Consider the following 23,973-nt stretch of genomic DNA (forward strand, 5'->3'; position numbering starts at 1 on the left):
AGCTATGGATCGATAGCTGCCGTCCGAGAGGGCCACCTTAGACTCTAGGCTTTAGCCAAATGAGCGTTTCAAGACGAGACCAGACCGTAACATCACCGGCGGCCTAACCTCGCGCGCAATCTAGGACGTCGTGCAGTGCAACCCATGGTTTTTTGAATTTATCGTCACGCGCTTGGCATTTAAGGCCATGAGAAAACGGGATCTCGCAATCCTCCAGCGCTTGGCTTTCCATACAGCTTGTGCACACCACGCGACCGGCAACGATCATCCACTCGGTACTCCATTTTCCTATCCTGCATTCACTGTCCATGTCCGGATTTTCCTTATGTGCCCTGGCTGGCAGCTGAAGATACCTCCGGGATAGCGGAACCGATACGTCCAAAAACATACCTCCGTTTGGAGTAATCCCACGCACAGTGCCGGCAAAGACTCCCAGGCATGGCTCGTCTGATACAGATTGATCCTCAGATTCACTCAAGCAAGTACTCACATCAGCCCGGCCTATCGCCGGGCTTTTGCCAACTCCAAACGATATCCAATCTCATCTCATCGAGTTTCCGGCGCACTGATCCGTCTCAGCGCTCTACTACCCGCGACGGCTTTGATTCCACCTCTGGATCGGCCCCTGCCACGGGAGATATCCATCACGGTGTCACGAGGGTGCGTAAAACGCAGCCTGCGACGCATGAGCGTCAAACCCCGGCGGATGCGGTCTTTTAGCAGTAGTAGCTTCTAGCCGAGCTTCGTAGTAGCCCACCGGCTGGTATCGGCCAGAAGCGGTCACTCCTTTCTTACTCAAAGCGGCTCGCCCCTACACTCAAACCGCTGCTAGCATCCACTCATTGATAACCTGAGATCTTTCCATGCTACGGATTGCAATCATCTTTATTTCCACGGCCATCTTTTCCCTGCAATTGTCGGCACAGGAGCAATTCCAGTGTGCTGGGGCAACCGTCACTATTGCGGTAGATGCGACCACGCCATTGCGGTCAACAGAAGGCGCAGACGTTATTCTCCGAGTAGAACGAGGCCCTCGTTCAACAGTCTTGCGGTACAGCAATGTGGATTTCGTTGGCGGCGAATGTGACACCGATGAAAATCACGCTAGCCGGATCATCTATCAGGCTGTCTGCGGCGGCAGCGGTTGTCATAATTTATCGAACTGGGGAGTAATCAATCCTGAAAGCCTTCAAGCCCTGCTGGTACCTTCGGACGACAGCCTTGGGCCAGCTATTGCCTTGCTCGGGCATAAGCCGATGTTGAAAGACAAACCGATGAATGTGAGCGCTGAAGCACACCGGCTGGGATTGCCTACGCCGTAGCATTCAAGGGAGATGTCCGCTTTGGGTCGATAGCGGCCCTGGGATTTTATGGACGCCAAGTCGAGAGTTTCCCCTCAGCGCCTTTCGAGAAAGATCAGCCGCTGACGGCAATTAACACGTAGGAACCCGCAAGAAGAGTAAAAACTTGAATCGCACCAGGTTTCGCGCGGTCATTCTCTACGTCTTCGGATGCTCAAGAGCAAGGCGCTGACTCCCTCTGCATCCCGGATCAGTTCGTCTGGCCGCATTCAGGCCGCCGCTGACCTGCCACATAACTGGGCAGCTCTGCGTTCTCATCCCAATCCGCAACAACATACGCCTGGATTACTAATAGCTCGCGCAGGGGAGTAGTGGCAAAATGCATCAGGCAAATGGCTATCAGGCGTAACGCACCTGCCGTGCAAATAGGACTTAGAGCCGTCATAGCTGTCGGTTTGTCTATGGTTCCCTTGGATCTCTATCCGTAAGCGGCAAAGAGATATGTCGTGATGAGTCCAATAAAAAAGGACAGTAACGTGGCTATAAAAATTACAACCTTAGTCGCAGTTTTGCTATTTTGCTGCCAATCATACGCTGATTGGACAAACCCAGGTGTAGCTTACAAATGTGATCAAATCTCAGGCACATTTAGCTTGGTCGCCACCATGGCTACCAGTACACCAGATGTAGGGACTGTCGATGTGCCCGATGGCTACCAACCTATTTCAGACTCTAGCACCTTAAAATGTTCGCTCAATGCTGCTCAGATCGAAGCTCAGATCTCAATACTCGAGATCAGAGATAAGGGTATGTGCGGTGCGGTAGGCGGTGCAATTGTCGACCGGTTGTCAATTAACGATCACCCGGTTCTTGAGGATATAAGTTTTAACTACTACTGCTTTAATCCAGATTCGTACTACAAGATCGAGATCATTGGAAAACAAGATTCACCGCATATAACCGGCTGTCATGCCAGTTGGGACTGGAACGCTGGTTACACGGAGACATACTGCGACGACACTAGCGTGACGCCTGACTCAGGGCTTGCCTTTGAGCATGGTTGGAATACAGTGATCAGCTTAGACGAAACTCTGTGCCCTGCGATATTTAACAAATTGCGAAACGAAATTGATTTATCAATAGCTCATAAGATTGATCGCGGGCTGGAGTCGCGTCTTGGCAAATGCACTAGGGCAGCCGTATTAGAGATGAAAGAGTTTCAGGATATGCAGTGGGAGCAATTGAAGTTGGACGAGCACCAAAATCTCGCGCTAAGCATGTTAATTCAGCATTCTCTCGGATCAGAGCGGTATGAGACATTATTCAAAAAGGATGCTGATAGCGCTACCCAGAAAGGCAACCTTTACTTTGTCAACGAAGCCAAACAAAAGCTAGACAAGCTCATTTCAGAGCACAACATTATCTTGATCTCAAAGAATTCGTATAGCGAGTTTCTCGGTCATGACAGAAAAAATAAAGTACCTGAAGATCGGATCGTGGCATGGATACCTGGAAACGTAGCTGCTCTCACCAGTTCTGACGAACTTTGTCCGCATCTCGCGCTAAAGGATTATGAGGATGGCATCCTAGCACCAGTAAACAACGATCTAACGACAGTTGAAAATCGCCAAGGCAATTTGTACGGATTTCCTAAACTACATGGCGATACGCCCTACCTGATCAATGCTGGTTACACCGGAGTAACAGTGCAGAGAAAAGGTGAGAATTCGCCAGTGTACGTCTGTGAAATTGACTATAAGTAAATCGGCAAACACCCTATCCTTTTTTAATGCTATGCGCGTCGATCAATTTTACGATTGGATTGTTACCGTAGCGGAGGTGAAGCAGTTCCAAACTTGGAGTGGCTGTTCTTCAATGGCCGCTTCGGATAGATTTCTGGCTGCGTGGGGTGGCAGAAATCGGCCGGTAGCGCCCCTCCCTGAGCGGCAGCTTTGGGTCGATAGCAGGTGGTGACGAACGCATGCGTTGGGCGAGCAGGACAGGGGTATCACCTTCAAAACAAGGATATTTTCGAGCGTATCAATGCAGCTGTCCAGACTGTATCGTCAGTTCTCTAGAGCCCACATGGAAGAGATCCGGATATGGACAATGAGCGGAGGATTGAAAAATGGAACATTCAGTGGATGATTGTTGCGGGGCGAGCGGTTTGCAGTGACTGCCTGGAAAGCCAAGCACTGGAGGATTGTGAGAGACCGTTTTCTCATGCCAGCAAATGCGAAGCCAGCAGAGCAAAATCCGAGCGTCCGTGGGTTGAGCTGCACGACATCCTAGACTGCTCGCGTGGGTAAGCTGCCGCCCTCATTTTGATAAGGCTGCCCGCTAGATAGGTTGTAAGGCTCAGGATGGAGACTGTTATCTACAAGCGGCAACTGCCGACCCTAAGTGGCTAACCGCAACCCCATGCACTACATGCAATCCCGTTTTTACCCTGAAGCGACCGCTGCTCAGCTAACCCAGCACGCGAACGCCTATGTAATGGGCCGCTCGTTGCAAAGTCCATTTATTATCCTGTCCTGCAGGATTTTATAGAAACGATCGACATTTTTTTCATCGTGAATTCATATTTACGGTAAATTAGATATGTCAACACAAGCAACAACATGCCGCGGGTGGTCTCAAAAATATGATGGTTATGTTCATATTCCTGGGTTTTTTAGCGTTCCTCTCAGGCTACGTGGTGTCACTTGAAGCTCGATTTCAACGAGATGGATTGTTTTGTCCTTTCAGTTTGGCTGAGAATCTGAAAGCATCGCCACGGGCTAGAAAAACGCTCACGTGGTTTGGCGTATGCCTTTGGGCAGTGGCAGCGGTTTATTACGTGTTTGGTACGGTAGATTACTCGCTTTCAGTACACGATCTCCTGAAATGCTTGGGCGTGGCTGTGATTCTGTATGTTTTCATGAGCATCGGATACGCCCGTGAGATGGAGTGGAAAAAGACCGGTGAAAGTGCAGATTCAATTCCACCCTTTGGTGTAATGACTCGTCACGAAAAACAGATGGTTTCAATAAAGGCGGGGTTGGCGATTGCGAAGGTTATCGGGGTGCTTATGTCTCTGAGTGCCCTTAAATGGATCGCGTCGCTCATGCAATAAATCAGGTGACTGCTTCTGGCCGATCGTTCCCTGTCGCCACCGGCAGCTATGGGCAGCTATGGGTCGATAACGGACAGTCCCTCAGTCCCCAACCGGCCCTAACCGTGGCTGCGTCTTGACTCAATGATCAACTGCGCAAATTGAACCAAACCCCGCACAGCTCCCCTGCCCGACCTGTCCAAATGAAATCCCAGTATGCCCGCTGCCCTGGGCCCATCTTGATCGCACTTCAGCGAATCTCCCACCATCGCGATCTGGTCATGCTCATCGCCGAAAAGCTGCCCAGGCGTCACCTGCAATGCATTGCAGATGGACTGGTAGATCTCAACGTCCGGTTTCATTGCACCAATCTGATAGCTAAAGGCGTAGCCATCGAGCTCCGGAAATGCCTGCAGCACCGAAGCCCCGTACGGCTCGCACAGGTTGGAACATATGCCCACCCGCACGCCCTCTGCGCGCAGCAAAGCCACGGCCTCAACGCCATCCGCGAATGGGGTGATCGATGCGACCTCGCGATCCAGGTCGTCCTGTAAAGCCTGCAATCGAGTTGGCGAGACATTGATGACCAAATGATCCGCAGCATCTTGCAGCGTCCATGGGTTACTCATCAGTACTCGCACATCATCCGGGCTGGGCCTACGACCGGCGGCGATCCCCTCCTTGAGCAACTGCCGGAAGGGATGACGTTTGCTTTGGAGGTTGAGCAGCGTGCCGAAGGCATCGAAAACAACGGCTGAGATCATGAACTCACCTGTACGAGTCGTATAGCTAACCTGTTGGAAACGTTGGCTCATGGCTCACAAACGACCGTACCATCGCATCCAAATTTGACCAAAAGTTGAAGCCGGTCAGACAAGCACTCAAACTCAGGGAGCGCTAGGCTCAAAAAAACCTGGGGATACTGATCACGCAGGATTGTTAGTGGATCGTTTTTCATAAGTGTTCCAAAGTCCCGAACCACATAGATCAGCCAACGCTGAGACAGCCGGTTTGCTTGCAAACCTGCGGCTTCCCCGCCCTGCCAGGATGTACAGCATGTCTTGGGTCTCAAAAAAGCAATCTTCGAATGTGAGCTGAAAACCTGAAAGAACGCCGTGGGTCGCTTCAGCTTTCGTACCTGCTTTGGTGATCATTTCTTGAGCGTAGATGAGCGAGGGCCTTAATCCGCTGGATCGGATCAGGTTTTCCTGGTCGTCCGAGAGAATGACGTCGATCAACATCCATCGCCGCACGATGCAGAACTCCTTTTCAGGAAATTCATTGCATGCAAATTGAAGCAAAGCCTCATCATCGAGATCTGCTCCCGGCAGAGGTTGTGCAGGGCCGAAGAACAAGTCTCCCAGCAGCTGGTTATCCAAAAAATCCCCCTGTTTGTTTTGAATGTGTGAGGTGGGTCGAGTGTGATTTACACGCGTTGTTAATCAGGCAAGACGTCGATTGGTGATGGCCATGACAGCTTCAAGGCTCGCTTCATTCACGTGCTCGTCTCGTCTGGAACAGATTTAAGTTGACCGAGCGCCTCCGCCAGGCTCAATCCTCTGCGGCGGGATTCTTCGAGGCTCTTCGAAAGCTTGCTCACAAAGGCGTCTATACCCAACGCGTCAACCATGGCCCAATCTGCCGAAGTCGTAGGTTGCGCCGGATGGGTTGGACGCCCGTGGACGAGCTGAGCGGCCTGCCGGCGAGCTTCGAGGTAGCCTGGCCGGTCGACCACTTCCGAGGGATCTATGGATACCCTGCCGTCACGGACTTTGAGCGTTTTGAGAGACAGTATTGCGTCCCTTATTTCGCGATCTTCAGCGCTCAACGGTTTCCTCTGCCAGAACCAGATCATTGCTACTCCTGAACACTCATCGAGGTTTAGTGGTGCACGCCGGTGAACCGAGGCCCCAGTCCTTCTTGCGCCCAGTCGCAGACGACGTAACGGCTGTTTAGCGTCTCTATAATGACGTGCCCATGGATCACCTGCCGTCCCATCACGACAGAGGTTCTAATGCTGTGACCGTTCTTGAACCGCCCTCTGTTGTCACCAAAGACGATGCCAATAAGGGTTACCCCCTCAGCTGCTGCGCAGATGAGGTAACCGGTAATGGCCACACCAAAATCCGTTGCCATTGCGTCAAGCACCATCGCCGGTATCGATACTGGCTCGATGCTCTCTCGGATCGACTTGCTGTGCAGCGCTGTCTGCATGAGTTCACCGTTTGTTAATGAATCACATTGAATGGCCCTTGTTCGCCATTTTGGTAAAGCCAATGAGCCACAACGTAGAGTCCGCCCGTGGACGCCTGTACAACGAGATAACCTTCTCGGTAATAGCGCCTCATTATTGGCGGAGTGTGCGCGGGTAAGCCCTGCGGGAATTCGTTGCGATGGTCACAGAAAATCAAGCCCGTCATCCTCGGTGGACGCTCTAGAGCGCAGAGGAAAAATCCTACGATTCCATCGTCAGGAAGCAGCGTCTTCGCTGTCTGGATCACATGCGGCAGACGATTGAATGTGAGGTCATCCTTAGTCGCTCCGAACGTCTTGATCATGTACGACGCGCAGATCTTGTTGCTGGAGCTCACTTAAATACCCTCATCAGATCTCAATCTCGAAGTCCGCGCGAAAGCCAGTCTCTTCACCTGGATACCCGCGCGGGTTTGAGACGATCCGGCACCCCACCAAGGTGGTATCGATAGCTTGATGCGTGTGGCCAAAAATCCAGACATCGGCCTGCGTAATGAGCTCCGGCCAGTGATTCGAATAAGCAGCATTCAGGTGACCGTCATGCTTATCGCCGGCGACTAGTGGTGTCGGGGCGTGATGGCTGACGACCAAGGTTTTGCCATCAAAAGGCTTCGCAAGTTCTTCGGCTAGCCAAGCGCGTGCAAATTGGTTTCGTGTGACCAGGTCATCAGGACGCAGCCGGCGATACGAGGCATCGGCACGAATGACCTTGAAATCATTCATCCACTCTCGCGCCAGACTGGTAGCAGCGACGACGTCTCCGGTTGACGAAAAATCAGTCCAGGTCGTCGTGCCGAGGAAGCGTGTTTGCTGCCAAACAAAGCTTTCATTTTCTAAGATGTGGACGTGAGGAGCTGCCTGGTTTCGCATCTTCGTAAGGGTGTGGTCGATGTGGCCTTTGTAAAACTCATGGTTTCCGCAGACGTAGATAACAGGGCACTGAAAGGTTTCATTTGCCCACCGCACTCCTCGCCCCTGCACGCCGATGTCGCCGGCAAGGATTACGAGATCAGCATCTATTGGCGACGGCACAAACTCGGAAAATTCGAGGTGCAGGTCTGAGTAAATCTGGATTTTCATCGCACGACTTCATCTTGATTTATCGGCATACGGCCGGGTGTTTTTCAAATTCACTGCGGTCAGGGATCTCGACCCGTCAGTGGATTCGTTTTAGCTATATATTGATCAGGCACACCGCATCGAAGGACGCTCAATGTCGCTCAGCCAGACCAAGTACCATCCATTCGCTCGAACGTGCGGGTAAAGATGCCCAAGCTTCACGTGTCTCGGTTGTTGCTTCGTGATGAATATAGACATTTGTGCCGAACAACGCAAACACGGCATACCGTCCCGTTTTATGGGGACGCATAAAATGTCGCTTCGCAACGCATTCGCTGCGGCTCTGCAGTACGTGAGGACACATCGAGGTATGTCCCAGCGGGAAATCGCAAAGGCAACGGATCAGTCTCATGTGAGCAGACTCGAATCTGCCTCGACATCGGTATCCCTGGATGTGACCGAAGAGCTAGCCCAGGCAATGCGGATCAGCCCGCTGTCGCTGCTCACGTTGGTCTACGCATCTCGCAGCGGTGAGTCCCCCGAGACCGTTTTGCGGCAGACTCAGAACGAATTGGAGGCATTGGGGTTGTTGCAGGCCTCTGTGCCGGCCCAGCCGTCTAAACTCGAATCCCCAAGGGCGGTGGAGTCAGCGGAGCTGGCGCGCAAGATTGATAGTCTTCTAGCGCAGGGTAAATCGAAGGCCGAGGTTGCCCGTGAGCTTGGCGTGGCCAGGTCGACAATCACCAGGCACGTGCAAATCTTGAAAGGGACTGATTGACCCCAAATATCCGCGCGTAGATGCGTTACCAAGGACTGGTGAGGCATCACTGCAGTGATGCCTCACCGTATGCAGCTTAACTGGCGAATCCAAGCTGATTAAGCTGCCCCTTGAGAAAGCTTTCCTTCAAGACGCCTGGGAATGCTACCGAGAGCTTCCAGATCAGCCAGATGAATGCGATCGGCACGATCACCCCCAAATATCCTCCCATCAAAAGACCCACAAAACTGAGCGGGATAAATAGCAGAGCCAGCACGAACGCGCTCCAGCGCATTTTCGAAATCCACGTAGAGAACCCATTCTCTTCGTAGATTTTCTGACCGTCTGCTTTTTTGATCGCAAACAAAATAAACCCAAAGCTGCCCAGCCTGACGAAGTAAAAATCCCCCTCGATACCAGGCTTCATGTACGACTCAATAAGCTGGCCTACACCAACTTTTTTCACGAGCTTTGTAGTTCAGGCGCCATCTAACCCGTCCAGAAAGCTAGACATCATGTCGGATGATGCCGCCCTCAGCTTGATCAGCTTTTCCCGATAGATCGCCGCCTCTTCTACGGTGAGCGCGAGAACTACTAAGCGTGCTAACTGCTGCCCTGAGGACTGCAGTGTTCTACGGACGCAGTGGTCATGGCGAGCCAGATAAGCTATTTCTGCCGCGGACACTAGACCGCATAACCATCCAATCAAAAGCAAAGCGCCCATTCGCTGGTAAGGATGACTGTCATTTAATCCGTACTCGATGCGCGCTGCTAGATCCAGCTTGAGCCTACAAAGAACCTGCTGCGTGCGAGAAAACCCCACCGATGCTATCCCGCCAGATGCAAACGCCGTTCGCTTCGCAAGCAGCAGTCCATACAGGGTTTCCACGCCTTCAGTCAGGCCTTCCCCAGGTGTCAAAGATTCAACCCACTGTTGGATGCGTATTGTGATTCCAGCGATCCGCCGTTCAAACAGAGAGCTCTCCCCCGTCCGCCCAGCCGCAGAGTCGAGATAGGCGTCCCAGATCCGTCTATCGGGGGTAAACGTATCTCGCGCTCTCATTAATGGGCGCCGGTGCTCCAAACAATATGCGCTGTGCGTGTAGCACCAGGATTGATGCCAGATAGGAAACCCGGTTCTGACCATACTGTCTGTTAGACAGCAAGAGCAGTATGAGTGCCGGAAATGGATGTGAAGCAACCCGGATTCACGGGCAGAAAATTGCTTCTGGAGGACGGACACATCAACTCCATAAGTAGCATGGATAACATCGAGAAGTCTTGACGAACGATCAAACTCGATGTCCTCAAATGCTGGGAATGGCCATGAGTCCACAGCACCCGGAAACATACGCTTGGGGGAGGCGAGGCCTTGACTAATTGCGCTCCGGAATAAATGTGGGTTTCGGAGCTTGCTTTGGGCAAGTCCCCTCATCACCCAAGAAAGCAGAGTTTCTCCCAGAATGAAACGGGGCGGCCGCCCGGATGAAAACTCATCGAACAATTTAAAACTTCCACATGGTTCGTAGGCTATCAGCAGGTAACGACGGGCAAAATTTGTAGCGGGGGTTTTTCGCCAGTGTCTGCAAGATTTGGATGAGGGCCCCGCTGGCACCATGAGCCCTTTCTAGAAGGTTTTGTGCGAACTCTTCATTGGCAAACTGAGAGCGCTTGAAGCCGCATGCCTGCCCAACCTTATTAATGAAAGACCGGTACTGTGAACCATATTGCCAAACACTGATGTCGACGTATCGCATCTCTTTAGTCATGATATCCCTAAAAGGGCCGTCCAAAATACTAGCTCCCGAAACAACCATTAATTTTATGTTCGGAAAATGCATCAGGAGCGCCTGCATCAATTTGATAGCTGCATTCCGTTGTTTTGCCCCGCCGCCAAAGTGAACGCCCGCATCGTCAAACACTAAACGAAACTCACGATCGCCAATCATGTCTCGTAGTGAACGTTCAATATTTCGGAATGACGTATATTGGCTAGTCAGCGGCAGTCCTAGCGCCGAAACAAATGCCATTGTTACATCGCCATATAGTGTGGTAAAAATACCAGGCACGTAAGCTGTATAAACCCTAGCCCGATCAGCATTTTTAAGTAACCGCCTGGCTACTGTGGTTTTACCTGTCAGTGTCTCCCCACCAAGGATAATTAGAGCGTCAGCAGAAAAACCTGCCACGACGCTCTGCTCAGCTTGATACTGTTTTGGACATAGTAAATAATTCATTCGACAATACCTGGTCGTAGCACACGGGTATTCCACTTCGATCTGCTCGAAGCTTGCAAGCTTTCAAGAGTGATTTTTTCGTCTCCCCAGACTACTGCTAGGCAAGCGGCTGCTCGAAGCAAGGTGCAAATATTTCCAATGACCCCCATTGTATTGGCATAGATATAGTCAGCAATCGGTTTAGAAGAAAGGTGAGATCTCTTCGCAAGCGGAACGATCTCCTCCCAAGTGTCTAAGAAATTAAGATACTCGGCATCATTTCTCGACCAGGGCGTGAGCTCATAGAGCTCAAATCGGCGGATGTACTGGGTGTCAATCGCCAGAGCGTTGAGGGCCTCATCGATACCGAAGACAAAAAAGCTTAGGTAAGCAGGTGCCCCGGTTAAACCTCTGAGCAAAGATAGAAAGGTATCTTGATCGCCTTTAGATAGCCCTTTAAGGGAATCATGGAACTCATCCATGAACATACCGCGGATGTCGTTAGCGATACAGTATTCAGCTACCATGCTAATCGGGATCCCGGCTTTCCCAGGCTCCATACCTAAAGCAGTTAAAAGTTTCGCCGTTGGCTTCACTTTCTCGGTATCCTTCACAAAGGTCACGTACCTGATTTTATGGCGCCATGATGCATTCATACCTCTGACCGCGTTGCAGATTGTAGTCTTCCCATGATTAGATCTTGCGGATACGATTAAACATGGAGCCTCCATGCTGCCGCGTAGAATACTGAGCATATTATGAACAATATTAGATACGGTAAGCAAGTGCTCGGTATCGACCTTGATATCCTGCCGAATAATCTTACAACGCTCTTCAGTTGACAAAGTCAAAGCGTAACGGCGACTTTCATGCAGATGTTCTCCATCCATTTTCAATCCACCCACTTAAGTTTTTTCCGAGTTTGATCAGGACTAGGCTCTTTGGTATCCCCCTGAAGCAAGTGCCCCTCCCCTCCGTAAGAAAGAAATGACATGGTTTCAGCAGCTGTGACTTTCTTCGCCATGTTCTGGCGGAGCCGCTTAGTTTCAGCCTTGGAGCTCTCCACCAATTCGTAATTATCAAGACGAACTTGGTGCAAATCTTCGTCCACGAGCGCACCGGGACGGCGCTTACGAGGCCTTGCAAAGGCCCAGTACTCGCTGTAGGAGATAGGGGCCCTTGTGAGATCAGAATACGGAATCTCGTGATACCGCCCCTCTTGGCGCAGCCATATCTTAGAGAAGTTCAATGGACTATATTTAAATGAAAGTCGCCGACCAACGAGCCTATTAAGTATCGCCGAGGAATAGAAAGCCCGGCTAAATTCGACACCCTTGGGCTGAACCGTTCGAATTACGCTAGGGAAAAAATCAAGTGCAAACGTTTTAAAATTCCCTGACATAGGAGGAACATAGTTAGGGCCTTTTTTAGCCATTTCCGCATCCCAAACTTCAAAAGGGGCGAGTCGGTTTAACCCTTCGTGAGAGCGACCGTGATAGATAGCCACTTCACCTGCGAACCACTCACAGAATGCTGAGAACGTAATGGCTGAGTTCTTGGCGGAGTCGTATTCTCCTTTTTTAAGGACGTTCGAGTAGGTAGTGCCTGGCAGAAGGTGCACTTTCCCCATCAACGTCCCAATAATCCGCTCAACGTGCCCTCCGTAGTGCTTTTTACCAATGGGCCGTAGCATGGGAATAATTTTGTAATACTGCAAGGTCGCTTCAAGTTCCGGGCTTGTGAACTCTGCGGCGTTATCCATACCAAGAGCATGGGGCACCCCCCAGAACCTATGGCGGGTATTCTGACCGCCACCAAGCGCGATGGGAAAGTCTTGCTTGGGAAAACAAGCTGAAAGCAACGCCATTGCAACGCTGACTGCGCTCGGCGGGTGGAGCGCGAGATAGTAACCAAGGATAACGCGGCTTTTCAAATCGATGACAACCGTCAACCAAGGCCGCATGAGTGGTTCACCTTGGTCATCGCAGATTATAATGTCTACGCGGGTATGGTCGATTTGCACCATGGTTAGAATGGTTTCTACATCAATCATTCCCGGCTTCAATTCAAACTTCTGAAGCATCGCCTCCCTGCCATGCTGTAGCGAGTAGACAGCTTTTTCTCCATACGACTCCAATCTTCGCTTAAGCGCATTAAGACTTGGGGTTTTGACGCCCATAGAATGACAGAGAGAGTCGACGTACTCCCAGAGCGAAGAAAAGGCCTCTAGTTTTTTTGTTTTATCCTTAATACGTTTTGTGATCGCTTTCTCCATGATTTTTTCTTGGATATCGGAAAGCAACCGGGAATTCTTTTTCCGCCCCCTGACACTCCGAACAAGGGACACTGCCCCCAGTTCAGGATCATATCTTTTCAACAGCCGTCGCGCTGTTGTTTCCGAGGAATCAAGCTTTTCTAATAGAGCCGCCCTGGAAATCTTCTTGGCTAGGTAATCATTAATATTTTTGGCTCGTTCAGAAGCAATGGCGAGCTCTTTTGGGTTAACGTCCGTTTGCTCCAGCCAAATCAAACGGCGGTCATTGTGCAGATCATGCTTATGCTGATCAATTTCAACCAGAGTAACCTGAGTAAACGGCGCTTCAAAAGTGTACTCGCTTTCTAGGCTTTTTAAGGTAACGCTGCCGTCAGCGCCACACGTTACCACTCGATATGTCTTTTCCTCGAAGCTGACCAAATTTCCTTGGACGATGTATTGCAACATAATAACTCAGCGCCTGATGGTTGAACAATAGGTGGAGAAGGATATCTCCAACTTATCTAGAGCTGTCAATGGCCATAAATTTGGCGCTAAGCGATTACGAATAATGTATTAATTGATACTATCAAATGACTAATATTTCGTTAATTGTTATGCGCGAGTGTAGTAACAACTGGGCAGCAATAAGTGAGCCAACTGCATTGAGGCTCCGAATTTAAAGGCGTCGCAATCGAATTTATAAGTTATTTAGCCGGGGAATCCAGACAAATCAATTATTGCCTAAAGGCATTTAACTCGTATGAAATTCATTCATGAGCGTCAAGTGCATGAGCGGCGCTCAGGTTCGGAGTTGTGTTATTTGCCCTTCTCCCACGACATTAACCGCTGCACCAGAGGTCTCAAGTATGGTGCGACCTTATATCTGCCAAAAAAATGACAAATTTCTATACCCTGACGCTTTGTAAGACGCACCGCCGCTCTATGAGATGGCTCGGAGTTGCTCCCCTAGAAAATCAGGTCTTCACAATCATGAACGGTTAGCTAGCATTCTCCAAATCATCGTTTTACGGTGTTTATCCACAGCCTGGAGGTATCGGCGCTCGCTTGGATATGCATCTAGGGATGCGATGGGGTAGTTAGCTAGAGGGCTTACTTGCGTTAAAAGCTCTTAGAGCGCCTCTGCCCTCGACGGTAGCCATTGGTTGAATGGGAGGGCGCAGGCAGCGTTTTGCCGCCTTTTAGAAACGGCTGATTCCGTTGAAGTGTACCAGCCCAATCTTTAAAGAAAGTTCCTATAAATCAGTTACTTGGGTAGATACGGTTCGTTCCTAGTCGGAGAGGCGCATCCCGTACCCCCCGTGTTTTCGAGGGTATAGGTGGCATCCCTTAAAAATGGTCATATCGACCATCCCTCCCAGCTTTCAGTCGCATATAAAAGTCAGACCAGCTGAAAGCCACGGCTCATAAGGGCTTGAGTGTTTGTCCATTTTAAAAGGATGCCCACACACAGCTCACCGTTCACGCCGAGCTCGATGATCCAACAAGCTCATCGCCGCTTACCTACCGCGCACCGTTGAATCCAGCGCAGCGTCCGAAGCCACAGCAAACATCTCGTAAGCCATGCCAACATCCACATCAGCATCGATACCTGATCCCCAAGTCACGAGGATGTCGATACCTGACCGGCGCCAGTGATATGCACGACAGATGATCTGTCACAGACGCAGATCCGGAGATTTACGGCAGTTCAGCTCGCCGACATCCAGCTGACCGCGAGCGCCTGACCGCCGGGAGCTTGAACGGCGACTTCATGAGGCCCAGGCTTCGAAGCCGATCCTCCGATACAGCCGGCTCAAGTCAGTGCAAGGACGCCCCAATGAACCGTCACTCCAGCCGCGTAACAGGCAGCTGCCCAACGCCGATCACCCGGACGTGCGATCGCCTGAACACCCCGAAAGCCCAGTAAAACAAGGCCTGTAGAGTATCAGTGCGCCCGCTAAAGCCTCTGGATAGCCCAACAAATCGCTGCTCCTGGCGTCGAAACTGGCCCAAAAGTCGCGAAATACACCTACCTGCACACGCAAACGTCACTTCAATTGCCCGGAAGGCCTAAACGAGTCCACAAACCTTAGGGTGATCAGAGAACCCCGCTAACACACCCCGACGCAAATATGCAATATCCGATAACTGTCAGACCCGGATATTGCATCTATACCCATCCTGCACGATCATGCCGGCATCTTCCGCATCTCCAGCCAGCGAATTCAAATGCCCGCGCCTTCGTCCCCCCATCCGCTGTTCGAAACCTACGCGAAGTTCGGCGAGCTCAACTTCAGCTCATTAAAGGAAGAGCTTCCGGCGATCCGTGATTATCTCGAGCAGTTCCCCGCCGAGACCCAGGCCATCGAAGGCTACCGGGCCGTGCGCAGCTTTCTCAAGTCCTACGCCGGCAACGAATCCACGTTCAATTCCTACCGTACTCACGTCGAACGACTGCTGCTCTGGACGATGGTCAAATCCAGAACACCCCTCCTCGCCATGCGCCGCACCCAGGCCGAGAGCTTTATGGAATTCTGCCTGGCGCCTGATCCTTCCTGGGTAGGCCCGGTGGTCAAATCCCGCTTCACCCGCCTCGGTGCGCGCAAGAAAACCGCGACGGACACTTGCGTGCTCAACCCCGACTGGCGGCCGTTCAGCCAGACCGTCGCCAAGGAAGAACGCAAGCGCGCCGAGGAGGAAAACCGGCCCGCCCTTCAGGACACCTACCGGCTGGCCCAGGGCTCTATCGCGCAGATCTTTGCGGTGTGCGGCAGCTTTTTCCAGCACGCGATTGACGAGGGTTTCTGCGAGCAGAATCCGTTTCGCGCGGTGAAACAGAAGAGCAAATACAAGGAGCGCAACACCGATAACCAGGACACGCGCATCCTGACTTCGCTGCAGTGGGATTTCGTGCTGGAGACCGCCGAACTGCTGGCCGCCGAGGACACCAAGTACGAGCGCACACTGTTTATTGTGGCGACCATTTTTGCCATGTACCTGCGAGTTTCCGATCTGGTCGGTCGCGATAACTGGAAGCCAACCATGGGCGATCTGCGCAAAGACGGCGCCGGCAACTGGTGGTATCACGTGGTGGGTAAAGGCAATAAAGCCGGCAAGATCAGCGTGCGTGACGACTATGTCGAGAACTACCTCAAGCGCTGGCGCCTTCATCAGGGTCTGTCCCCCCTGCCCGGCTTCCGTGAAAGCACGCCGCTGATTGCCACCCAACGTGGACGCGCCGGTTTGTCCGACCGGCATATCCGTGTGTTGCTGCAGGAGGTGTTTGATCGCGCGCTGCAGCGCATGCAGGCCGAGCACTGGCCGGATGAGGACGTGGGCCGCCTGCGCGCTGCGTCCTTGCACTGGCTGCGGCACACCTCGGCCACCTTCGATGCGCCGCACCGCGACATGAAGGATCTGCAGGTCGATCTGCGCCATAACAGCCTCAGCACGACGCAGAACGTCTACTACAACTCCGAGGATGAGAAGCGGGCTTACTCGGTCAAGCGCTTACCCATGAAAGAGCGATCGTGATCTGTAAATCCTTGGGCAGACGCTGACGGTCAGCGGCCAGGCTAGCCGTTGAGGATGGCCTGATGAATATGCTCCAGCGGCATGATCCGCTGGGCAGCGTTGAGCTTGATGGCCTCCTTGGGCATGCCGAAGACTACGCAGCTGGCCTCATCCTGGGCAACCGTGGCGGCGCCGGCGTCGAGCATCTCCTTGAGCCCGCGCGCGCCGTCGTCGCCCATGCCGGTCATGATAATACCGGTGGCGTTCTTGCCGGCGAACTTGGCCACCGAACGAAACAGCACATCCACTGAAGGCCGATGCCGGTTGACCTGCGGCCCGTCGATCACCTGGGCGTGATAATAAGCGCCACTGCGGGTGACCATCAGGTGCTTGCCACCCGGGGCGATCAAGGCCAGACCTGGGAGAATGCGGTCGTTGTTACGCGCTTCGCGCACCTCGATCGCACAGATGCTGTTGAGGCGTTCGGCAAAGGAGGCCGTGAACTTCTCGGGCATGTGTTGCACGATCACAATGCCCGGGCACACCCTCGGCAATGCCTTGAGCACCGCTTCCAGCGCCTGCGTCCCCCCGGTGGAGGTGCCGATGGCGACGATGCGTTCAGTGGTCTGTGCCATGGCGTGGCCAGTGGCGGCAGGCAGGATCGCATCCGCACTGAGCTTGCCGGCCGGAGCAAGCGGAACCGGGGTGGCGCTGCGCTTTCCCAGGTTTCTGACGTTGGAGTTGGCGGCAGCGCGTATCGCGGCCACCAGTTCGGCCGCCGATTCGATGAGGAAATTCTTTAACCCGGTCGTGGGTTTGGTGATGATTTCCACTGCGCCTGCCGACAACGCCTGCAAGGAGGTTTCTGCGCCTTTTTGAGTCAGCGAGGAACAGATCACCACAGGCGTCGGCCGCTCGCTCATGATTTTCTTGAGAAAGGTGATCCCGTCCATCCGTGGCATTTCCACGTCCAGCACGATCACATCGGGCCATTCCCGGGCGAGCTTGTCCATGGCGAAAATCGGGTCTGAAGCCGCGCCCATGACGTGGATATCGGGTGTGTCGCTGAGAATGGCCATTAGCACCTGGCGCACCACGGCCGAGTCATCGACCAGCAGTACGCTGATTTTTTTGGTAGGCATCGTGTTGAAGTGTTCCCATTGGTTGGTGCCGAACCCAGACATTGCCGTTCCACACGTCGAACATGATCGTGCGGTGACCGGTGCTGCCCATGTCCTGAGCCGTCAGGTGCAGGTGGTGACGCTCGGCCAGGGCCAGCGCCGCGCGAATATTCATGCTGGCCACGTCCTGCGTGCGCAGGTCGCGCGGGTGGTCGGGAAACATCCTGCCGCCGCCGAACAGCTTGATCTGGTAATCCTGCACCTGAGTACCGTTGATGAGGGCGTGTCGAAGCAGCAACTCCAGCGCCTCATCGCCATATCGGCCGTCCAGCGGCTGATCGTGACGCAGCCGTCCTGGCAGCATGAAGTGGCACATGCCGCCGATCAGCCGTTGCGGGTGCCAGAACGTGATCGCCACGCAGGAGCCGAGCAGTGTGCGCAAGCGCGTCGGACGCGTCGCGAAACAGACCTGGCCAGGGGCCAACACCACTTCGGCCGCGCCGACAGGCATTTTCATGGCTTGCGATAAATCGAAGGCGCCACCAGCTTCACGGTGTCATTCACACCGTTGAGGCTTTCCGAGTGACTGATGATCAAGTAGCCGCCTGGCTTAAGGAGCGGCAGCATCCGTGCGACGACCTGGGTCTTGGTTGGCTGGTCGAAATAAATCATCACATTGCGCAGGAATATCACGTCGAACTCACCGAGGGCGGGCAGCGCTTCGTTGAGGTTGACCTGGACAAAATTGACGCGGCTGCGCAATGCCTTGTCGATCAGGAAGGTGCCCTCCTGGCGCCCGATGCCTTTCAGGCAATACTTGACCAGCAGCGGTTGGGGCAGCGTCTCGGCGCGACCCATGGCGTAATGGCCGCTGCGGGCCTTGGCCAGTACTTGGGTACTGATGTCCGAGCCGACCACTTCCCAAGGCGTGGTGCCCAGGCCCTCGGCCAGGGTCATCGCCAGGCTGTAGGGTTCTTCGCCCGAGGAGCTGGCCGCGCTCCACACCCGAAACACCTTGCCCGGCGCAGCCTTGGGCAGCACCTGCTGGCGCAGGAAGTCGAAGTGCTTGGGTTCGCGGAAGAAATAGGTCTCGTTGGTGGTCAGCAAATCCAGAGCAACTTGCAGCTCGCCCTTGCGTTCGTCCTTCATGATCAGCTTGAAGTACTCGCCATAGCTCTGCAGCTCGTAATGCTTGAGGCGCTTGAACAGGCGCCCTGCCACCAGCGCTTTCTTGGCGGGTGACAGGTTGATGCCGGCCGCGCGGTACAGCCAGCTCTGGAACTGACCGAACTCACGATCATCGATGGTAGCGGTGTCTGCCATGTTCGGGCCTCAACGCGGGTCGAGATCAAGGGCCGGCGCCTGACCGGCTTCGGCAAGGCTGGACATCTCATCGATGGACATCACGTTGTCCACATCCAGCACAATCACGAACTTGCCATCGACCTTGGCCATGCCGTCAATGAAATCCGATCGAATCCGCGCGCCGAAACTGGGCGGTGGCTCGATCTGCGCGGCCGGAATCTCCTGCACCGCAGACACAGTGTCGACCAGCAAACCGATGTCCTGCGCCTGCCCCTCCTCGGTGCTCGCCTCAATGATGATGACGCAGGAGCGCCGGGTGATCGCCGAGTTGGCTCGCCCGAAGCGCGCCGACAGGTCGACCACCGGGACCACCGCGCCGCGCAGGTTGATCACCCCGCGCACAAAGGCGGGCATCATGGGCACCACGGTCAGGCTGCCGTATTCAATAATTTCCTTGATCCCCAGAATGCCGATGGCGAACATTTCGCCGCCGAGCATGAAGGTCAGATATTGCGCGTCCTCATCCACCGCAACTGCGGTATGCCGAGTGGTCGTCACTGCGCCCATGTCGTTCTCCCTGTAGGCCCGCATCGATGCTTGTGATCAGAAGCGGGTGAATTCCGATTCGTCCGGGGCACCGGCCATGCTGTACGCGAACGCTTTGCGCGGCGGCTGCGGTTTCACCCGTGGCGGCTGATGGCCCGGCTTACTGCCGGCGTTGTCCACGTTGCTGCTTTGAGCGGCGGGCCTTGGCGTCGAATCCAGCACGAAGAAACTCATGGCCTGTTGCAGCTGTTCGGCCTGGCTGCTCATTTCTTCGGCGGTGGCCGCCAACTCTTCGCTGCTCGACGCATTCTGCTGGGTCACCTGGTTGAGCTGAGTCATGGCCGTGTTGATCTGCGCGACACCGGCGGCCTGTTCCTCGGATGCAGCGCTGATTTCCTGTACAAGGTCGCTGGTCTTGTTAATGGACGGCACCATCTCGCCGAGCAACTTGCCGGCCTTCTCGGCCATGTCCACGCTGCTGGAAGACAGCTCGCCGATTTCCTGGGCGGCCACCTGGCTGCGTTCGGCCAGTTTGCGCACCTCAGCCGCTACCACCGCGAAACCCTTGCCATGCTCACCGGCCCGAGCGGCCTCGATGGCTGCGTTGAGGGCCAGCAGGTTGGTCTGGTAAGCGATGTCATCAATGATGCTGATGCGCTGGGCGATTTTCTTCATCGCCACGACGGTCTGCTGGACCGAATCGCCGCCCTCGGTGGCTTCCTTGGCGGCTTTGCTGGCCATGCCATCGGTGACTTTGGCGTTTTCGGTGTTCTGGTTGATGCTGGCGCTCATCTGCTCGATCGAGGCACTGGTTTCCTCGACGCTGGCGGCCTGTTCACTGGTGGCCTGGCTCATCGATTGCGCAGTGGCGCTGACCTGCTCGGAGGCGCTCGCCAGGTTGTCAGCGGCGTTGCGCACCTCGCCGATGATGTGTCCCAGCTTGCCGACCATGTTGCGCATGGCGTTGAGCACCATGCCGGTTTCATCTTTCGTACCCGGTGCGATAGGTGCACTGAGGTTGCCTTCGGCCAATTGCTCGGCGGCTGTGGCGGCTTGTCTCAGAGGACGCGAAATGATCCGCGCGATGAATAAGGCCAAGCCCAGCCCGATCAACAACGCAGCGACCAGCGCCGCTATGATCGCTAAACGAGCGTTTTCGTACAGCGCCGAGCCCTTGTCACCGGCAGCCGTCGCGCCGGCGTCATTGAGCTCGACCATTTTCTGCAGGCGGTTGGTCAAGTCTTCGAAACGCACCTTGGACTCACCCCTGAGCAGGCTGCGCGCCTGGTCCTCCTGATTCTGCCGGGAAAGCTCGAGCACTTGACTGCTAGTTGCCAGGTAGGACGCCCATGCGCTTTTTGCACCCGCGAGAAGCTGACGATCTTCCTCGTTCGACAGCAACTGCTCATAGGTGCCCATGCGGGTTTCGAACTGTTGGCGGGCTTCGACGGCTTCACGCCCGGCCTGGGCCTTTTCTTCGGCGATATCGGTGCTGATGTAGCGGTTCTCTTTCAAGCGATAGTTGGCGGCAAAAAAGCGCATGCCTGCCGCTGCCCGCATGGAGGGCATCCAGTTACCCCGGATGTCCTGCGCAGCCTGGTTGACAGCCCCGAGCTGGAGAATGGCGAAGACGCCCATCGCGGCAGTGAGGGCCAGCACGACCAGGAATGAGCTGATCAACTTGGTGGAAATTTTAAGATCGTAGAACCATTTCATCGTGGAGCCTCCAGGGTGTTGCAAATACGTCAGCGGGCGACGACGGTTGGCGAATAAGGCGCCTGGGCCGTGCGGGCTTCCAGTTGTACGATTTGGTTGAGCAATGCGGGTATGTCGAGGATCAGGGCCACCGCGCCACTGCCCAAAATGGTGGAGCCGCTGATGCCGCGCAGTGCGCCAAACAACTTGCCCAACGGTTTGATCACGGTCTGGAACTCACCGAGCAGGTCGTCGACGACCAACCCGGCCTTGTGCTCGGCGTAGCGCACCACCACCACGTTCTGGCGTCGGCCGGCGCTGCCTTCGTGGCTGAAGTGCTCGCGCAGGTCCACCAGCGGCAACACCTCGCCGCGCAAGTCCAGGTAGCCCTTGTCACGGCTCGACTGGCGCTGGTGCTCGTCCAGTTCGATGCATTCCTGGACCATGTCCAGCGGGATCACGTAGGTGGATGTATCGATGCCGACCAGAAACCCGTTGATGATCGCCAGGGTCAGCGGCAACCGAATGCGCACCACGGTGCCCTCGCCCGGGCGACTGTCCAGATCGACAGTGCCGCGCAGCAGCGTGATATTGCGCTTGACCACGTCCATCCCGACACCGCGGCCTGACAGATTGGTCACCGCCTCGGCGGTAGAGAAACCCGGTTCGAAGATCAGGTTGTAGATCTCCTGATCGGAGAGCACCGCACCGCTGGCGACCAGGCCGCGCTCCTGAGCCTTTTCCAGGATCCGTTCGCGGTTGAGTCCGTTGCCGTCGTCGGCGATTTCGATGACGATGCTGCCCGAGTCGTGGTAGGCATTGAGGCTCAGATGGCCCTTCCCCGGCTTGCCCGCAGCGCGCCGGGCATCGGCGCTTTCGATACCGTGGTCCATGGCGTTGCGCAGCAGGTGCATCAGTGGGTCGCCGATTTTCTCGACGACGGTCTTGTCCAGCTCGGTTTCTGCACCGCTGATGGTCAGCTCGATGTCCTTGCCCAGCTCCTGGCTGATGTCGCGCACCACGCGGCGGAAGCGGTTAAACGTGTCGCCGATGGGGACCATGCGCAGGTGCAGGGCGCCATCCAGGATCTCCTCCACCAGTCCCGATACCGTCGATGTCGCCTCCTGCAGCGGGTCGTTTTGACAGGAGCGGGCCAACAGGCTTGCGCCGGCGCTCGCTATGACGAGTTCGCCGACCAGGTTAATCAGCTCGTCGAGCTTGTCCGCATTGACGCGCACGTAGTTGCCGTCGCGGGTTTTCGGCTCACTGGCCGCCGGTAGCCGCTGCACCGAAGCCGTCAATGGGCCCTGCTCCGCCTGGGCAACCAACTCGCTTCCAGTGGACACAGCACTGTCGGAAGCTTCGTCGATGGCCTCGATGCGCACGTCACAGTCGTCACGCACAAAGTCGAATACTTCGTTGAGGGTGGCGTGGCTGGCCGTCGAGCGCAGGTCGATCTCGAAACCCAGGTAGCAACTTTCAGGGTCCCAGCTGTCCAGTGCCGGAATACGATCGCTCAGAGTGGTGACCTGCGTTATCTGCCCCAAGGTCTCCAGGTAGCGCAGAAACGACAGCGGGTCCATGCCATTGCGAAACACGTCCACACCGAAACGCAGGGAGATATGCCAGAGCACCTCGGCGGACGTGTCTGCACAGCCAGCAGCGGTGTGTGTGCTTTGAGCGGAGGTGTCGTTCAGATGGGCCGGCGCCTGATAGCGACTGAGCGCCTCGCGCAACCCCGCTTCACGTTCCAGGGCTGCAGGCTGGAGCGTCTCGCCACGACTGGCGACGACGTTGATCAACTCCAGCATATGATCGCCGCACTTGAGCAGCACCGCGATCAGCGTGGCATCTACGCCCACACTGCCGTCGCGCAGGCGGTCGAGTACGTCCTCGACAATGTGCGTGAAGCTGACGACGGGGTTCAGGCCAAACAGGCCGGCGGAACCCTTGATGGTGTGCGCGGCACGAAAGATCGCGCCGATGGCATCCTGGTCGGCAGGCTCGGTTTCCAGTTGCAGCAGGGATTGCTCCATGACCTGCAACAGTTCGTGCGCCTCGACAATGAATGTCTGCAATGCCTGGTCGAGATTGATGCTCACCTGGACCTTCCTTGTCTATCAATGAACGTGCAATGAACGTGGTTGGGGCTGGCGTGGCGGTGGCTGGCTATGGGCCCGCTTTGCGACACAGCTCAAGGGCCTGCGTGACCGCCACGCTCTGGCCGGTAACGCTCAGCGCTGTACCAGCGTTGTCGGCTTCACGCTGGATGACCGCGAGCAACTGCAGCCCCGCGCCATCCATTTCTGTGACCTGCGAGAGGTCTAGCATCAGACGTGGCGCGCCACCCATCTGCGGCAACAGGGCGGCCGCCAGATCGGCGACGGTGTAGATCGTGAGCTCTGCGTCAATGCTGACGCAGGTGCTGTCGTCGAGTGTTTCGATGGTGATCGGCATCGCAGCCTCCCTCGCGCAAGGATTCAGGGCAGGATCAGTTTCGACACCGCTGCCAGCATTTGCGCGGGCTGAAACGGCTTGACCACCCACGCCTTGGCACCCGCCGCCTGGCCCTCGGCCTTCTTCGACTCCTGGGACTCGGTGGTCAGCATGATGATCGGGGTGAACTTGTAGCTGGCCAGTTTCTTGACCTCCTTGACGAAGGTGATGCCATCCATGTTTGGCATGTTCACGTCGCTGATGATCAGGTGCACTTTCTGCCCGGTGAGCTTGCCCAGCGCATCCTTGCCATCGCACGCCTCGATCACGTCGTAACCGGCGCTTTTCAAAGCAATGCCTACCACTTGCCGCACGCTGCTGGAGTCGTCGACCACTAATACATTCTTCGCCATGATGAGC

The 23,973-nt window shown here is 54.9% G+C and carries 23 protein-coding genes; 5 read left to right on the forward strand and 18 right to left on the reverse strand.

Features of this window, described 5'->3' with window-relative positions; translation table 11 throughout:
* The first annotated feature begins 863 nt into the window (after positions 1 to 863).
* The 3 genes from OKW98_RS15705 (at position 864) to OKW98_RS15715 (ending at position 4,416) form a co-directional block, all read left to right on the forward strand.
* A complete protein-coding gene (locus OKW98_RS15705; protein WP_265385585.1) occupies positions 864 to 1,322 on the forward strand; it encodes a hypothetical protein in 459 nt (152 codons plus the stop codon).
* A 515-nt stretch (positions 1,323 to 1,837) separates the two neighbouring features.
* Positions 1,838 to 3,064, forward strand: coding sequence for a hypothetical protein (locus OKW98_RS15710; protein ID WP_265385586.1), 1,227 nt, complete (start codon positions 1,838 to 1,840; stop codon positions 3,062 to 3,064).
* An 881-nt stretch (positions 3,065 to 3,945) separates the two neighbouring features.
* Positions 3,946 to 4,416: a hypothetical protein gene (locus OKW98_RS15715; protein WP_265385587.1), complete on the forward strand. Its 471-nt coding sequence runs from the start codon at positions 3,946 to 3,948 to the stop codon at positions 4,414 to 4,416.
* Between the two features lie 98 nt (positions 4,417 to 4,514).
* On the opposite strand, the gene OKW98_RS15720 is transcribed toward OKW98_RS15715, so the two are convergent.
* The 5 genes from OKW98_RS15720 to OKW98_RS15740 all read right to left on the reverse strand — a co-directional run bounded on the left by OKW98_RS15720 (position 4,515) and on the right by OKW98_RS15740 (position 7,728).
* A complete protein-coding gene (locus OKW98_RS15720) occupies positions 4,515 to 5,159 on the reverse strand; it encodes an HAD family hydrolase (protein WP_265385588.1) in 645 nt (214 codons plus the stop codon).
* 162 nt (positions 5,160 to 5,321) lie between these two features.
* Entirely contained in the window at positions 5,322 to 5,774 is a 453-nt protein-coding gene (locus OKW98_RS15725) for a DUF6957 family protein (RefSeq protein ID WP_265385589.1), read from the reverse strand.
* A 116-nt stretch (positions 5,775 to 5,890) separates the two neighbouring features.
* Positions 5,891 to 6,250 carry a hypothetical protein gene (locus OKW98_RS15730; protein ID WP_265385590.1) on the reverse strand — a complete coding sequence of 120 codons (360 nt, stop codon included), beginning with the start codon at positions 6,248 to 6,250 and terminating at the stop codon, positions 5,891 to 5,893.
* Positions 6,251 to 6,276: 26 nt separating this feature from the next.
* Positions 6,277 to 6,609: a hypothetical protein gene (locus OKW98_RS15735; protein WP_265385591.1), complete on the reverse strand. Its 333-nt coding sequence runs from the start codon at positions 6,607 to 6,609 to the stop codon at positions 6,277 to 6,279.
* Positions 6,610 to 6,999: 390 nt separating this feature from the next.
* Positions 7,000 to 7,728, reverse strand: coding sequence for a metallophosphoesterase (locus OKW98_RS15740; protein ID WP_265385592.1), 729 nt, complete (start codon positions 7,726 to 7,728; stop codon positions 7,000 to 7,002).
* A 292-nt stretch (positions 7,729 to 8,020) separates the two neighbouring features.
* Here OKW98_RS15740 and OKW98_RS15745 point away from each other — a divergent pair, with 292 nt between their 5' ends.
* On the forward strand, positions 8,021 to 8,485 hold the full coding sequence (locus OKW98_RS15745; RefSeq protein WP_265385593.1) for a transcriptional regulator: 465 nt from the start codon (positions 8,021 to 8,023) through the stop codon (positions 8,483 to 8,485).
* 76 nt (positions 8,486 to 8,561) lie between these two features.
* On the opposite strand, the gene OKW98_RS15750 is transcribed toward OKW98_RS15745, so the two are convergent.
* The 5 genes from OKW98_RS15750 to OKW98_RS15770 form a co-directional block, all read right to left on the reverse strand.
* The gene (locus tag OKW98_RS15750; RefSeq protein WP_265385594.1) at positions 8,562 to 8,891 is read right to left on the reverse strand and encodes a hypothetical protein; all 330 of its coding nucleotides are present in this window, start codon (positions 8,889 to 8,891) and stop codon (positions 8,562 to 8,564) included.
* Between the two features lie 51 nt (positions 8,892 to 8,942).
* Complete coding sequence (locus tag OKW98_RS15755; RefSeq protein ID WP_265385595.1) at positions 8,943 to 9,353, reverse strand: hypothetical protein; 411 nt, start codon at positions 9,351 to 9,353, stop codon at positions 8,943 to 8,945.
* Between the two features lie 616 nt (positions 9,354 to 9,969).
* A complete protein-coding gene (locus OKW98_RS15760) occupies positions 9,970 to 10,701 on the reverse strand; it encodes a hypothetical protein (RefSeq protein ID WP_265385596.1) in 732 nt (243 codons plus the stop codon).
* Positions 10,698 to 11,570, reverse strand: a complete 873-nt coding sequence (locus OKW98_RS15765; RefSeq protein WP_265385597.1) for a TniB family NTP-binding protein — start codon at positions 11,568 to 11,570, stop codon at positions 10,698 to 10,700. Before OKW98_RS15765 ends, OKW98_RS15760 begins: the two co-directional genes overlap by 4 nt.
* A gap of 2 nt (positions 11,571 to 11,572) precedes the next feature.
* Complete coding sequence (locus OKW98_RS15770; protein WP_265385598.1) at positions 11,573 to 13,402, reverse strand: Mu transposase C-terminal domain-containing protein; 1,830 nt, start codon at positions 13,400 to 13,402, stop codon at positions 11,573 to 11,575.
* A 1,764-nt stretch (positions 13,403 to 15,166) separates the two neighbouring features.
* On the opposite strand from OKW98_RS15770, the gene OKW98_RS15775 reads away from it, so the two are divergent.
* A complete protein-coding gene (locus OKW98_RS15775) occupies positions 15,167 to 16,471 on the forward strand; it encodes a tyrosine-type recombinase/integrase (protein WP_265385599.1) in 1,305 nt (434 codons plus the stop codon).
* A gap of 41 nt (positions 16,472 to 16,512) precedes the next feature.
* Here the strand turns inward: OKW98_RS15775 and OKW98_RS15780 are convergent, their stop codons facing one another.
* The 8 genes from OKW98_RS15780 to OKW98_RS15815 form a co-directional block, all read right to left on the reverse strand.
* Entirely contained in the window at positions 16,513 to 17,592 is a 1,080-nt protein-coding gene (locus tag OKW98_RS15780; protein WP_265385600.1) for a protein-glutamate methylesterase/protein-glutamine glutaminase, read from the reverse strand.
* Complete coding sequence (gene cheD, locus OKW98_RS15785; RefSeq protein WP_265385601.1) at positions 17,555 to 18,088, reverse strand: chemoreceptor glutamine deamidase CheD; 534 nt, start codon at positions 18,086 to 18,088, stop codon at positions 17,555 to 17,557. The genes OKW98_RS15780 and cheD overlap by 38 nt, the downstream gene beginning before the upstream one ends.
* Positions 18,085 to 18,894, reverse strand: a complete 810-nt coding sequence (locus OKW98_RS15790; protein ID WP_265385602.1) for a CheR family methyltransferase — start codon at positions 18,892 to 18,894, stop codon at positions 18,085 to 18,087. The genes cheD and OKW98_RS15790 overlap by 4 nt, the downstream gene beginning before the upstream one ends.
* Positions 18,895 to 18,903: 9 nt before the next feature.
* A complete protein-coding gene (locus OKW98_RS15795) occupies positions 18,904 to 19,443 on the reverse strand; it encodes a chemotaxis protein CheW (protein WP_265385603.1) in 540 nt (179 codons plus the stop codon).
* A 36-nt stretch (positions 19,444 to 19,479) separates the two neighbouring features.
* Positions 19,480 to 21,138 carry a methyl-accepting chemotaxis protein gene (locus tag OKW98_RS15800; RefSeq protein ID WP_265385604.1) on the reverse strand — a complete coding sequence of 553 codons (1,659 nt, stop codon included), beginning with the start codon at positions 21,136 to 21,138 and terminating at the stop codon, positions 19,480 to 19,482.
* Between the two features lie 29 nt (positions 21,139 to 21,167).
* On the reverse strand, positions 21,168 to 23,219 hold the full coding sequence (locus tag OKW98_RS15805; RefSeq protein ID WP_265385605.1) for a chemotaxis protein CheA: 2,052 nt from the start codon (positions 23,217 to 23,219) through the stop codon (positions 21,168 to 21,170).
* 67 nt (positions 23,220 to 23,286) lie between these two features.
* The gene (locus tag OKW98_RS15810) at positions 23,287 to 23,574 is read right to left on the reverse strand and encodes an STAS domain-containing protein (protein WP_265385606.1); all 288 of its coding nucleotides are present in this window, start codon (positions 23,572 to 23,574) and stop codon (positions 23,287 to 23,289) included.
* A gap of 23 nt (positions 23,575 to 23,597) precedes the next feature.
* Positions 23,598 to 23,966: a response regulator gene (locus tag OKW98_RS15815; RefSeq protein ID WP_065990830.1), complete on the reverse strand. Its 369-nt coding sequence runs from the start codon at positions 23,964 to 23,966 to the stop codon at positions 23,598 to 23,600.
* Between the last annotated feature and the right edge of the window lie 7 nt (positions 23,967 to 23,973).

The sequence above is a fragment of the Pseudomonas sp. KU26590 genome (assembly GCF_026153515.1).
Lineage (GTDB): Bacteria > Pseudomonadota > Gammaproteobacteria > Pseudomonadales > Pseudomonadaceae > Aquipseudomonas.